Genomic DNA, 12,778 nt, shown 5'->3' with positions numbered 1-12,778 from the left:
GCCACCGAGAAGGCTCTGGGCCGCGCGCATATCACCTGCAACAAGAACGGCGTGCCATTTGACCCGGAAAAGCCGACGATCACGTCGGGCATCCGTCTGGGCAGCCCCGCCGGCACCACCCGCGGCTTTGGCGAGGTCGAATTCCGCCAGATCGCGGACTGGATCATCGAGGTCGTCGACGGTCTGGCCGCCAATGGCGAAGACGCCAACAGCGCGGTCGAGGCCAAGGTCAAAGCCGAAGTCGCAGACCTCTGCGCCCGATTCCCCATCTACCCGAACCTGTAAGACGAAGGACCCGAACCCATGAGCTTTCATTCCATTGAACAGGCCCCCGCCCGCCTGAACCGCAGCGAACTGGCCGTCCCCGGCAGCCAGCCCGGCATGTTCGAAAAGGCGGCCAAGTCCGATGTGGACGTCGTCTTTCTTGATCTGGAAGACGCAGTCGCACCAGACGAAAAGGAACAGGCGCGCAGGAACATCATCGAGGCGCTGAACGATATCGACTGGGGCAACAAGACCATGTCGGTGCGGATCAATGGTCTGGACACTCACTATATGTACCGCGATGTGGTGGATGTGGTCGAACAGGCTGGAGAGCGGCTGGACCTGATCATGATCCCCAAGGTTGGCACCGCCGCTGATGTCTATGCCGTCGACATGATGGTCACGCAGATAGAAGACGCAAAAGGTTACAAGAAACGGATCGGTTTCGAACATATCATCGAAACCGCGCTGGGAATGCAGAATGTCAGCGAGATTGCAGCAGCCTCGAAACGCAACGAAAGCCTGCATTTCGGGGTCGCGGATTATGCGGCTTCGACCCGCGCACGGACCACGATCATTGGTGGCGTGAACCCGGACTATTCGGTTCTGACCGATCCTGACGCCGGGGCCAACCGGGCAACGCATTGGGGTGACATGTGGCACTATGCATTGGCGCGCATGGTCGTGGCGGCCCGTGCAAATGGTCTGCGCCCCATCGACGGGCCATTTGGGGACTTCCAGGACCCCGAGGGATACAAGGCCGCCGCCAAGCGCGCCGCTGTTCTGGGTTGCGAAGGAAAATGGGCCATCCACCCCAGCCAGATCGCACTTGCGAACGAGGTGATGTCGCCCGGTGATGCCGAAGTGACAAAGGCCCAGCGCATTCTGGAAGCCATGGCCGAAGCCGAAGCTGCCGGAAAAGGCGCGGTTTCGCTGGATGGCCGGCTGATCGACTATGCCTCGATCCGGCAGGCCGAAGTGATGGTGGCGAAAGCCCGTCAGATCGCCGCTGCCTGACGCCACTAAATTCAGGTCTCACTTCGGACCTCCACGCATCCGCCAATAAGATCGCATTGGCGGATGCAAGCCCGGTCCCAATCTCCACGCAGACAGGCGAACAGACGCGGCTCAACGTTTCGGAAATGTGCGGCCTGACGCCTGACAATTCCGGAAGCTTCAAAACCTGACCAGGTCAAGGATTCGGGATTCCGCCCGCTGGCGGTCGTCAGTTCAATCTGGCCTCCAACACGACCGAACGCACGTACCCACCCGAGCCATCGAACCATTTGGAAGGCACGACATTGCTCAGATCCCGCCTGCCGCGCTGCTCATACTGAAATTGGGCGAAAGCCTTGTTGCCTTTGCCGTGCGTCGTGTTGGGTTTAGACGGCAACCAGTTTGTGTATTTGACCGGCTCACCACTATACCAGCGCCAGCCGATTATTGCATTGCCTTCACCGGGGTCCTTTCTGAAACCGAAATACGGCCCCGCCTTGTAACTGTAATTCGTCCTGCTGTCGTATCCGACATCAAAAAAGGACGGGTCATTGGCAATCATGCGAACAATAAACGCATTCTCTTCGGCTGACGTTATTGCGGCAAGATCGACACCGCATTTCTGGGCTTCGCCGCGAGCATTCCGAATGTTGCCCGAGAAAACCATCACAATGTAAAGGCTGTCGCGAAACGTACCGTAGATGCTCTTTCTCAGCCCAAGACAGCCCAGGATCGACGTGATTTCTTCAGATTCGCCGAGCAACTTTAGCTCTTCGACGTTCTGGCGAACTGCGAACGGGTTGCTGATGAAACTGTCGTCCGCCCCTTTTTGCAAACCGATCCCCAGACTGGCCAGCACGGCAAGATCTACGTATCCGGTCTGCACAAAACCATTCTCTGCCTGAAAAGACCGTATTCCAGCGCGTGTCCTTGGGCCAAAAGCGCCATCGGGCGTCCCAACATCAAAACCTGCTTTATTGAGTTCTTGCTGCAAACGCATTTTCATCTCTCGATCCGGCAGCAACATGTCTTCCAACACACCGATACGCCCATCTTTTTTGACCCAATTTGGTGTTATTTCGGCCATACGGTTCAGCACTTCCGGTTCGGCAATCGACGCCGCGCGGTATTTCTGGCTAATCAGACTCCAGCCCCGCATCGTGTTGACCGTCATCGCTGCTTCCATTTCGTCTTTGCGAGTTACAGTCGGTGCCAACGGAACAGGTGTAGCGGGTGCCTGTAATGCCGCCGTTTCCAGGCCAGGGACCAGAAAAATGTCCTGACCCGGAAGCGATCCATAGATGAAAGGCTCTTGAAAACCGTCCGTCAGTTCAAACACCCGGTCTCTTACCCGGCGGAACATCTTGCCCAGCTCCAACCCCGGCTGTTCGATATGCTCCAAAAGCGCCTGCGCGTAAGGGCTGTTCCGGCCTTCGCCATCCTGCGCCAGTGTGCCCCCGCGGGCGGCATATCCAACAACCACACCGCCCGGTTCCACCGCAGCCAGCCCGCGCCCGACCGACCGGGTCGCCGAAACGCGTGTCATCTGCGCCAGGAAAGGATTGTTCCGACAGGCGTCGACCAGCACGATTTTCAGCCCGGGGGCATCTGCAATGGCGTTCACGATCGCATCCAGACGAATGGCCTCGAACTCGACGTCCCGATCGCTTTTCAGCGTTGCGTTTACCGGTATAAGGTAGTTCGTGTTTTCGATCTCGATCCCGTGGCCGGCAAAATAAACCAAGGCCACGTCAGCGGCCGCGGCGGTTTCCGCAAAGTCGCGCAGTGCGATGCGCATACCGTTGTAGTCGAGGTTCAGGCTTTCGGTGACTTCAAACCCAATGCGCCTGAGAGATGCCGAGATATCTTTGGCGTCATTGGCCGGGTTACTCAAGTCCGATACATGCTGATACGCGGAATTACCGACTACAAGCGCGACCCGGTTTTCCAGGGCTTCAAGCCGCAATGGCATCAGCAGGACAAGCAGGCCAAAGGACAGAAGCCAGATGCCAGTTCTCCAACAGCGACCAGAAGACATGCGCACTCACCCGAACTCATTCAAACAGCGCTGAGGACTTTAGCACAACTCTGCTCAACCTCAGAATCCGCCAGGCAACGGGACACAGACGCGTCCCAAACTGGACTCTGACTTAGATCATGCTTACCGTTGCTTTTGAATGTTCTGTTTTATTAAGGGTTTACTGCGCGAGGCTTCGGGTGCCGTCGATCAGGGTTACAAAATTCGCACTGTTGTTCACGCTGGCACTGCCGGTGTTTTTTGACACTGGCGCTTTGGCGGCAAGTGAAGAACAAGTCACCAACGGGTCCAACGACGTTGTGTTTATCCCCCCTGAGATTGGTGCGCCCGGAGACCGAATGGGGGCCGGCACACGCGGCACACTTTCGGGCGATGACACAGAAATGCTGACGTTGTTGGTGCCGGAAGGTGGCGGCCTGACAACTCTTTCATCCCCCCCATTGGTCTGGCGTTTGGTGCACGGCCACCGGGGAAACCTGATCATCGGCCTCAATCCACTTGGATCATTGGGCGTGGAGTTGCAATTACAGGGCCCATTCCCACCCGGCGACTACGGGCTGGATCTTGGCAGGTCCGATTACACGCTGGAAACCGGCCGCATCTACGAATGGCATGTGGCGCTGATCGACCAGCAATCCGGCGCTGTTCTGGAGCGTGCGACAGCTTTGATCGAGCGGTTTCCGGATCAGATGAAGGCTCAGAACCCCGCGGCGGCAGGTCTTTGGTTCGACGCGCTTGCGCAACTGGTTGAAATTGGCCTCAGCGGTCGCGTGAGGGCCACTGACGCAACCGGGTTCGGGCAGCTTCTAGAAACAGCCGGTGTGGGCCGTTGAAATCAGAAGGTCAAAGGCAGACATGGCTGAGACCGTCGATGCTGATGCCAGTCTGGCAAAGCTGGGCACTGGTCGGCTTGATCACCCTTGTTGTCGGAGGTCTATTGGTCGAGTTGCGGTTGAAGGGTCTGCTTGAGCCTCTCCAACGTGCCCAATACGACTGGACCACGTCGGTGCTGGCAACCTCTGAACAAACGAAAGATGTCCTTCTTGTCGCCATTTCCGACGACGATCTCGGGCAATGGGGTTGGCCAGTCCCCGACGCGCAGATCGCACAGCTGACGGAAACCTTGCTGGCTGCCGGCGCGACCGCAGTCGGGATCGATATATACCGGGATGTTCCTGCGGGCGATGGCCGGGACAGGCTGATCAATATACTGAACGATCCCAGAGTTGTCGTGATCTCGAAACTGGCCGACGCAGGCGGGACAGGTATCGACGCACCCGCAGGGGCAAAAACCGGGTTTTCGGACATTCCGATTGATCCCGATGGCGTCGTTCGGCGCGCCCTTCTGCTGGTCAACACGCCGGATGGGATCGCAGTGTCGCTGTCAATGGAACTGGCGGCGATTTTTTCATCAAGACCCACATTGCAAAGCGCCCCGGATAACCCACGTTTTCTGGCCTTTGGGACAACGACCGCAGAGCCATTGGCCGAAGGGCAGAACTTGTTTCGCAATGCCGATGCTGCTGGTTATCAGATCATGATCGATTATCTGAATGATCTTCCGATTGCACACCGAGTCCCCGCAGCAGATGTACTGGCTGGGAAAGAGCTGGCGCAATTCGACGGAAAGACGGTCATCATCGGTGTTACCAGCCACTCGGTTAAGGACTATTTTTCGACCCCTCTCAATCGGGCAACCGGGGCCAGTTTCACTTTCGGCGCGGAAGTTCACGCAGCCATTGCGCAACAGTTGATCGACTATTCGAATGGTTCGCGTTCTCCGTTGGGCTCTCTGAGCGACCTTGCCTCTTCTATCATCATCCTGCTTTCAACATTTGCCGGCGCATGTGTGGCTGTATTCGTTCGAATGACTTCGCGGGCCATCGGTTTGGCGACGGTTGGCGGGGCGGTCTTGTTTGTCGGTCTGTCCGCCCATCAAGCGGCAGCCCTGCTGGCGCCTGCAGCGACCACGTTGTTGGGCTGGTCTATTGGGTTTCTCATCGGGTTCGCCGTTATCGCCGGAATTTCACGCAACCAAAGACGCGCCATCGTTCAGGTGTTTTCATCACACCTGTCCGAGGAGCTTTCCGCCGAAATATGGCAGCAGCGAAAAAGACTGCTGTCCGGTGGCAAGCCAAGATCCCGCCGTCTATTCGTCACCGCACTGCTGGCCGATATCGAAGGTTCAACGCGGATCGGAAATTCGATGGATGCGGAAGATTTCATGGTGTGGGTATCGCGCATATTGGACAGGTTGGGTGAAATCGCACGCGAACATGGCGGATTTGTCGAAAAGTTCACCGGAGATGGAATCCTCGTCGTATTCGGCGCTCCGATACCAAGCGAGACAGAAAGCCAACGGCAGGTCGACGCCCGGTCAGCCTTGAAATGCGCGCGCGCCATGCGTCAGGCCGCGATCGCGCTGAACGCAGAATTGAACGATCAGCCGAAATACAATCTGCGAATTGCACTGAACAGCGGCGAGGCTTTGGGCGGAACGCTGGGCGTGAGCGGCTCGCTGCACTACAACGTCATTGGTGACACAATCAACGTGGCCGCAAGACTGGAAAGCTGGACAAAGTCCCTTGATCGCGACAGCGGCGGGTTCCGCCCTGTGTGCATGACCATGGCCACTGCGCGCACCATTGACCCCAATCGTGATTGGCCCGTGCTGTCCTCATTCCTTCACGACGATGGGATTACCGATATTCAGGTCGTCGCCGTCGAAATGGAATAATGAGTACGGCCTTCTGAAAAATGTTCCGTGCTGGCAGAGCGTCGTGGGCACTCAACCTCCGCAATTGCATTGGTGCCTGCGCACCCCTCCACGGAAACAAGGGCATTACTGAACGCAGGGGGGCCAGGCTGTCTTTTGCACACAGGACTTTCCGCGATTTCAAACGCCAGCGGATTGCCCTTGGAGGGGGCATAGCGACGAAACGTTTTGTGTGAAGAACAAATGTCGGTATGACGATTTTCAGCAAACCCAAACTGCGTTAAGATGGTCAAGCAAAGCATTGAATTTTTAACACTCTGTGTCGCAACGTCTCACTCCAACAAGCGAACAGTCTCGCCCGTTTCCAGCGCCTTCTGGGCGGCAAGCCCCATCTTCACGGCCCAGATACCATCATGCAAACTCACATCCGGGCCCGCCTTTTTGCCGCGTAACAGATCCAGGAACCCCTTGTGCTGGTAGAATGTCGAACCGTTGTGATCCCCCGCTGCCAGAAGACGGGGATCGACGGGGATTTCCTGCGCGACAGGTCCCTTCGGATCCCGCGGACTTAGAATAACCTGCGGCACCGGCGGCTCGCCCAGATGCTTTGGCCAGAACCGGCCCGGTCCCGGCACCAGCGCCTCGATTTTGGCCTTCGGGCCCACGGCCGAGATTTCTTCCTGATAGCGAGAGCCTTCCGCAAACATGCACAATTCCAGCAAGGCTCGTGCGCCATTGGCAAAGTCGACAAGCACATAGCCGTGATCAAGAATATCAGGCACCTCACCGTCATAGCTCTCGTTCAGATGGTTTACGGCCTGTCCGCCGCTGGCCGAAATTCGCACCGGGTCAGAGTGCAGGATCAGGCGCATCAGGTCGAAGAAATGGCAACATTTCTCGACAAAGGTTCCACCAGTGTTGCGATTGAACCGGTTCCAGTTGCCGACCTTCTCCAGAAACGGAAAGCGATGTTCACGGATCGTCAACATACGGACCCCACCCGTTTCCTCGATCTTCTCAATCAGCGCAGCTATGGGCGGCATATAGCGATACTCCATCGCTACCCAGATCGGATGCGGATAATCGCGCTGCAGACGCTCCATTCGCGCCGCATCCTGCGGGTCGGTGAACAGGGGTTTTTCTACCAGCAGCGGCAGCGGACGGATCTGAGCGATCTTGCAGATCTGCTCGACATGCAGGTGGTTTGGGCTGGCGATAACCAGGCAGTCCAGCTCATTGACCGCCAGCAACTCCTGCACGGACCCCGACAGAACCGCATCCGGCGCGATGGTTTTCGCGGCATTTGTCATTGCCGGGTCAGGTTCGAAAATCGCCGCAACGCGCGCGCCTTCCAACAAGCCGATATTGTGCAGGTGTTCCTGCCCCATCATGCCGCATCCGATCAGCCCGTAATTGATGACCCGGGTCATGCGCGTTTCCTTTTACTTCAAACGTTGGACATAGGTGGCCCGATCGGGATCGAACCATGTTTTTGAGAACTCAACGGGCGCCGCCCCTTCAGACCAGCTGAACCGCTCGATATACCCTACGATCTGACCGGCGGGCTTGGTAAAGTCAGGTGGTGTCCAGTCGGGCAGCGCACCGACCGAAACCCGGTCCTCGGCCCGGGTGATCCAGAACCCCAAATGGTGCTGGTAGTAGCGGTAGAGAGAATCCGACAGCAGGTTGCGATCAATCCGACCGGCTGATTCGTCCAGCCAGATTTCCTCGACCGCGATAATTGTGTCATTCAGATAACGCATCCGGCGCACGCGGGACCCGGTTTCGGCGGTACCAAAATTTGGCAGATCAGACGGCTTGCGCAGATAGTCGACCGACAGGATATCCGCCCGCGGCAGGCCGCCCCCTTCGGGCAGTTCCAGCCGGAACATCGCGTAAACGCTGTTCTGGGTTCCCGTCTCGCGAACATAGTTTCCCGAACCCTGAATGCGTTCCAGCATCCCCTTTTTCTCAAGCTCCGATAGCGATTTTCGCAGCGTCCCGACCGAGACCTGAAGTTCGGCCGCCATATCCCGTTCGGGCGGCAGGCGTTCCCCGTCGATAAGACGGCCCGCCGCAATATCGCGGATCAGAAGTTCCGCGATCTGAACATAGATCGGCAATGCGTTTGGGTTTCGGCTGGTTGGGGACACGTCTGGCGCTTCATTCGGTCGCAGGAAAAATTGATACACTATTGATCTACATCAATGCGGTTGCTACGCAAGAGGAAAGTGGAAACCGCGCGGAGAACGACTTAGATGACCATCGTCCCCATCACTTCGCCCGATCTGGACGCGGCAGAAGTATCGTGGTTCGCGGCGCTGTGCTCGGACGATTATCAGTTTCTGGGCGTGCCGGATGGCAATCTGCGGTCCAGCTGGGAGCATTGCTCCGGCATCGTGAAAGAAGCTGAAGCGCAAGGGTTTCGAAACATTCTGTGCCCCTCGTCCTATCAGGTCGGGCAGGACACGCTGAGCTTTGTGGCGGGCTGTGCACCAATCACAGATAGGATCAATTTGCTGGCCGCGGTTCGCTGTGGCGAAATGCAGCCAATCATGCTGGCTCGTACCATCGCAACGCTGGATCACATGCTGAAGGGGCGGCTGACGGTCAATATCATCTCGTCCGATTTTCCCGGCGAAAAGGCTGAAAGCGCCTATCGTTATCAGCGCTCTCGCGAGGTGGTGGAAATTCTGAAACAGGCCTGGACCCAGGATGAGATCAATCATGCGGGCGAAGTCTATAACTTCTTGGGCCTGACGACCGATCCGGCCAGGCCCTATCAGACCGGTGGTCCGTTGCTGTACTTCGGCGGCTATTCTCCGTCGGCCCTGGAACTTTGCGGCGAGCACTGTGACGTCTATCTGATGTGGCCGGAAACCAAGGATCAACTGGCCGAACGGATGAAAGCCGTCCATGCGGTCGCCGAGAACTACAACCGAACACTGGATTACGGCCTGCGCGTGCACATGATCGTCCGCGATACCGAGGCCGAAGCGCAGGAATACGCGGACTACATCGTCTCGAAACTCGACGATGAATATGGGCGCGCCATTCGTGAACGCGCGCTGGATGCAACCTCTCTGGGTGTGGCGCATCAGGCCAAGAACCGCGATCTGGCGGATGAATACGGCTATGTCGAGCCCGGTCTGTGGACTGGCGTTGGCCGCGCAAGGTCCGGTTGCGGAGCCGCGCTGGTCGGGTCGACCGATCAGGTTTTGTCCAAGATCGAAGAGTATCAGAAGATGGGCATCCGCGCGTTCATCTTCTCGGGTTATCCGCACATGGATGAAGCCAGGCACTTTGGCGCCCGCGTTTTGCCCAACCTGAAAACCTGCTCGCTTCCCGAAGAATACGGGCGCGTGCCAAAGACGACCCCGGCCACACCGCTGGGCAACGGAGTTCGCCGCTGATGCAACGTGTAAAACTATCGGACACGCTGGAATTGAGCCGCCTTGTCTACGGAATGTGGCGGCTGGGCGATGACAGTGATACTTCGGCGGACCATGTCGAAGCCAAGATCCAGTCCTGCCTGGATCAGGGCATCACCACCTTCGATCAGGCTGACATCTATGGCGGCTACGCAGCCGAAGCTGTGCTGGGTGCTGCGCTGCGTGCCAATCCCGGCCTGCGCCAGCGGATGGAAATCGTTACCAAATGCGACATCGTCGCACCTGTCGGGCGGTATTCGGATGCGAAGGTCAAATACTATGACACCTCGCGCGCGCATATCCTGCAGTCGGTAGACACCTCGCTTTCGGAAATGGCCATCGACCATATCGACTTGCTGCTGATCCACCGCCCCGACCCGCTGATGGACCATCATGAAACCGGCGAAGCACTGGATGAAGTTGTCACCAGCGGCAAAGTGCGCGCGGTCGGCGTGTCCAACTTTCGACCTTGGGACTGGACACTGTTGCAATCTGCGATGAAGACCAAACTGGCCACCAACCAGATCGAGATTTCTTTAGGCGAGATCAGCCCCTTCACCAATGGCGATCTGGCGTTCCATCAGCAGCATGGGCAACCGGTCATGGCGTGGTCGCCGTTGGGCGGCGGAATGTTGATGGCCGGGAACCCTCCGGTCGGAGTAGTGGCAGACGAAATCGCGCAAGAGTTCGGGGTGGACCGGGCCGCTGTGGCGGTGGCTTTCCTGCTGGCGCATCCGGCGGGCATTCTGCCGGTGCTGGGCACCAACAACCTGGAACGGATCAAGCGCATCTCGGACGCACTGAAGGTCAATCTGGATCGTGAAAGCTGGTTCCGCCTGTACGAGGCGGCGCTGGGGCATGAGGTACCATGATGAACGCAATTTCAAAGGACCTGACCCGCACCTTCGTCCCGCACAAGGACGACACCCGCACCCTGCGCGACGCCTTTGGCCGTTTTGCCACCGGTGTTACCGTCGTCACCTGTGACAGCAAAGACGGACCGATATGCATCACGGCGAACAGCTTCTCGTCCTTGTCACTGGATCCGCCTCTGATCATGTGGGCTGCAGACCGCAATTCGCGCCGGTTCCCCTATTTCCACAAGGCGCGGCATTTCACCGTTCACGTGTTATCGTCTGAACAGGACGCACTTTGCTTTGGCTGTTCCAAGGACGCCCATGCGCTGCGTGACATCCGGCATGAGCGTTGCTCAAACGGAACGCCGCTGTTGCCGGATTGTCTGGCACGTTTTGAATGCGAGCAGCACGCCTATCACGATGCAGGCGATCACGTGATCGTGGTGGGCAAAGTCCTGAAGGCCAGCATGAGCGACGGAGACGCACTGACCTTCTATGCCGGAAAACTCGGCCAATTCGCGAAGAAATAAGCGCGTTCTGACGACTGCGGGACGAACCCGCAGCTGAACTTGGGAGGATCCGCATGGGCGGACTGGCATCGGTGCTTGCACCGATTGCATTCGTGAACGAAACCGTGCTGCGTCTGGGCCGCGCGGTTGGCGTTGTTGCGATTGCATTGATGGTGATCGCAATCCTGATTCAGGTGTTCTTCCGATATGTCCTGGGCAACGCTCTGCCCTGGCCGGATGAAGCCGCCCGGTTCTGCATGCTCTGGATGACCGGCCTGATGGCTCCGACGGCTTTTCGGCGTGGCGGCTTCGTGGCGATTGACATGTTGCAACGGTTCTTGCCACGCCTGCTGGGCCAGTCCCTCAATCTGTTCTTGTTGCTGATCTCGCTGATCGTCCTGCTGGTCGCCGTCAATATCGGCTGGTCTGAAGTCACAGGCTTTGGCGGCAGATTTGCCACTGCTGCTTTGTACCTGCCAACATCGTTCGGTTTCGATGAATGGTACCGTATTCCCCGCAGTTGGATGATGGCCTCGCTGCTGGTGGGGATCATCCTGCTGATCTCGGTGAATATCGAGCTGATCCTGCGATCCCTGATCACCATGCTGGGCGGCGCACATCTTCTGCCGGAAATTCCCGAAGCAGCCGTGGGGGCCGAATAGATGCTGATCTGGTTCCTGCCCACTTTCCTTGTTTTCCTGTTGATCGGCCTACCGGTCTTTTTCGCACTGCTGGCCGCGCCGGGTATCCTGCTGTGGCTCAACGGCCAAACGAATGACATTACGCTGCTTTATCGCAATGTCTATAATGGCATGGACAGCTTTCCCCTGATGGCCATCCCCTTCTTCATGCTCGCCGGAGAGCTGATGAACCGGGGCGGCATCACTATTCGCCTTGTCGAGTTCTCGCAGGCCCTGATGGGGCACCTGCGCGGTGGACTGGCACATGTGAATGTGCTGAGCTCGATCCTGTTCGCCGGCCTCTCGGGCTCTGCCGTGGCCGACACATCCGCCTTGGGGTCAATGCTGATCCCAGCGATGGAGAAACAGGGCTATACCCGCAAATTCGCCGCGGCGATTACGGCGGCCAGTTCGGTTATCGGGCCGATCATCCCGCCCTCGGGCATCATGATCATCTATGCCTATGTCATGGGTGAAAGCGTCGCCGCCCTGTTTCTGGCCGGAATTGTACCCGGGATCATGGTCGGCGTCGGTCTGATGGTGATGATCAAGTTCATGGCTGATCGCTATGATTTCCCGGTCGCCAGCCGGAAATACACCTGGGATGAACGCCGCCAGGCCAGCCTCAAGGCGTTCTTTCCGCTGATGACACCCGTGATCATTCTCGGCGGCATTCTGGGCGGCATCTTCACGCCGACCGAAGCCGCTGCTGTCGCGGTCGGCTATGCGTTCATCATCGGTTTTTTCGTCCTGCGCACGCTGACACTGAAGGAAGTGCCTGAGGTTCTCAGTAATGCGGGCATGACCTCGGCCGTTGTGTTGCTGCTGGTCGGCGCCGCGATGGCATTCAAGACGGTGGTCAGCCTCAGCCACGCGCCCGAACAGCTGGCCTCGCTGATCCTCAGCCTGTCCGAAAATCCGTTGATCCTGCTGTTTCTGATCAACCTGCTTCTGTTCATCGTCGGCATGTTTCTGGATGCAGGTCCCGCGATCATCATCCTTGGCCCGATCCTTGGCCCCATCTTCACCAGCCTAGGCGTCGACCCGATCCACTTTGCCATCATCATGAGCGTCAACCTGACTGTTGGTCTCGCCACGCCACCCATGGGGCTGGTACTGTTCGTGGCCGCCGCCGTGTCGCGGGAACGGGTCGAAACCATCGCCAAGGCGATCCTGCCGTTTCTGGCGGTCGAAATCATAGTGATCTTCCTGATCACCTATATCCCCGCACTATCCATGACGATCCCGAGGATAACGGGATTTGCAAACTGACTGAGTACCACAGGG

General features: G+C 57.9%; 11 protein-coding genes and 1 pseudogene. 9 read left to right on the top strand and 3 right to left on the bottom strand.

The features are described 5' to 3' along the window. A pseudogene (glyA, locus tag AC2FIR_RS19825) lies at positions 1 to 285 on the top strand (serine hydroxymethyltransferase); the annotation flags it as partial. Positions 286 to 303: 18 nt separating this feature from the next. Continuing rightward, positions 304 to 1,281, top strand: coding sequence for an HpcH/HpaI aldolase/citrate lyase family protein (locus AC2FIR_RS19820; RefSeq protein WP_170680316.1), 978 nt, complete (start codon positions 304 to 306; stop codon positions 1,279 to 1,281). Between the two features lie 208 nt (positions 1,282 to 1,489). On the opposite strand, the gene AC2FIR_RS19815 is transcribed toward AC2FIR_RS19820, so the two are convergent. After that, positions 1,490 to 3,298: a caspase family protein gene (locus AC2FIR_RS19815; RefSeq protein WP_496744454.1), complete on the bottom strand. Its 1,809-nt coding sequence runs from the start codon at positions 3,296 to 3,298 to the stop codon at positions 1,490 to 1,492. A gap of 179 nt (positions 3,299 to 3,477) precedes the next feature. On the opposite strand from AC2FIR_RS19815, the gene AC2FIR_RS19810 reads away from it, so the two are divergent. Continuing rightward, positions 3,478 to 4,131, top strand: coding sequence for a DUF928 domain-containing protein (locus tag AC2FIR_RS19810; RefSeq protein ID WP_496744452.1), 654 nt, complete (start codon positions 3,478 to 3,480; stop codon positions 4,129 to 4,131). A gap of 38 nt (positions 4,132 to 4,169) precedes the next feature. Continuing rightward, positions 4,170 to 6,035 (top strand): CHASE2 domain-containing protein, encoded by a 1,866-nt coding sequence (locus AC2FIR_RS19805; protein ID WP_496744450.1) that lies wholly within the window; start codon positions 4,170 to 4,172, stop codon positions 6,033 to 6,035. 311 nt (positions 6,036 to 6,346) lie between these two features. On the opposite strand, the gene AC2FIR_RS19800 is transcribed toward AC2FIR_RS19805, so the two are convergent. Further along, entirely contained in the window at positions 6,347 to 7,444 is a 1,098-nt protein-coding gene (locus tag AC2FIR_RS19800) for a Gfo/Idh/MocA family protein (RefSeq protein WP_496762927.1), read from the bottom strand. 12 nt (positions 7,445 to 7,456) lie between these two features. Continuing rightward, a complete protein-coding gene (locus AC2FIR_RS19795; protein WP_480812384.1) occupies positions 7,457 to 8,167 on the bottom strand; it encodes a GntR family transcriptional regulator in 711 nt (236 codons plus the stop codon). 105 nt (positions 8,168 to 8,272) lie between these two features. On the opposite strand from AC2FIR_RS19795, the gene AC2FIR_RS19790 reads away from it, so the two are divergent. From AC2FIR_RS19790 to AC2FIR_RS19770, 5 genes are read left to right on the top strand one after another with little or no spacing between them, the layout of a single operon-like run. Then, entirely contained in the window at positions 8,273 to 9,427 is a 1,155-nt protein-coding gene (locus AC2FIR_RS19790; protein ID WP_480525488.1) for an LLM class flavin-dependent oxidoreductase, read from the top strand. Next, positions 9,427 to 10,317, top strand: a complete 891-nt coding sequence (locus tag AC2FIR_RS19785) for an aldo/keto reductase (RefSeq protein ID WP_496744448.1) — start codon at positions 9,427 to 9,429, stop codon at positions 10,315 to 10,317. The genes AC2FIR_RS19790 and AC2FIR_RS19785 overlap by 1 nt, the downstream gene beginning before the upstream one ends. Next, positions 10,317 to 10,832, top strand: coding sequence for a flavin reductase family protein (locus tag AC2FIR_RS19780; RefSeq protein WP_496744721.1), 516 nt, complete (start codon positions 10,317 to 10,319; stop codon positions 10,830 to 10,832). The genes AC2FIR_RS19785 and AC2FIR_RS19780 overlap by 1 nt, the downstream gene beginning before the upstream one ends. A 53-nt stretch (positions 10,833 to 10,885) precedes the next feature. After that, positions 10,886 to 11,473 (top strand): TRAP transporter small permease, encoded by a 588-nt coding sequence (locus AC2FIR_RS19775; protein WP_170614655.1) that lies wholly within the window; start codon positions 10,886 to 10,888, stop codon positions 11,471 to 11,473. Next, positions 11,474 to 12,763, top strand: coding sequence for a TRAP transporter large permease (locus tag AC2FIR_RS19770; protein WP_170614654.1), 1,290 nt, complete (start codon positions 11,474 to 11,476; stop codon positions 12,761 to 12,763). The last annotated feature ends 15 nt before the right edge of the window (positions 12,764 to 12,778 follow it).

The organism is Ruegeria sp. CDSB136 (assembly GCF_059610965.1).
The sequence above is the reverse complement of the archived record's forward strand: the minus strand, read 5'-3'. Positions and strand labels throughout refer to the sequence as shown.

Coding starts and splice junctions, on each gene's coding strand:
- AC2FIR_RS19820 (WP_170680316.1), top strand. CDS start 304: ATGAGCTTTCATTCCATTGAACAGGCCCCCGCCCGCCTGAACCGCAGC.
- AC2FIR_RS19815 (WP_496744454.1), bottom strand. CDS start 3,298: ATGTCTTCTGGTCGCTGTTGGAGAACTGGCATCTGGCTTCTGTCCTTT.
- AC2FIR_RS19805 (WP_496744450.1), top strand. CDS start 4,170: ATGCTGATGCCAGTCTGGCAAAGCTGGGCACTGGTCGGCTTGATCACC.
- AC2FIR_RS19800 (WP_496762927.1), bottom strand. CDS start 7,444: ATGACCCGGGTCATCAATTACGGGCTGATCGGATGCGGCATGATGGGG.
- AC2FIR_RS19790 (WP_480525488.1), top strand. CDS start 8,273: ATGACCATCGTCCCCATCACTTCGCCCGATCTGGACGCGGCAGAAGTA.
- AC2FIR_RS19785 (WP_496744448.1), top strand. CDS start 9,427: ATGCAACGTGTAAAACTATCGGACACGCTGGAATTGAGCCGCCTTGTC.
- AC2FIR_RS19780 (WP_496744721.1), top strand. CDS start 10,317: ATGAACGCAATTTCAAAGGACCTGACCCGCACCTTCGTCCCGCACAAG.
- AC2FIR_RS19775 (WP_170614655.1), top strand. CDS start 10,886: ATGGGCGGACTGGCATCGGTGCTTGCACCGATTGCATTCGTGAACGAA.
- AC2FIR_RS19770 (WP_170614654.1), top strand. CDS start 11,474: ATGCTGATCTGGTTCCTGCCCACTTTCCTTGTTTTCCTGTTGATCGGC.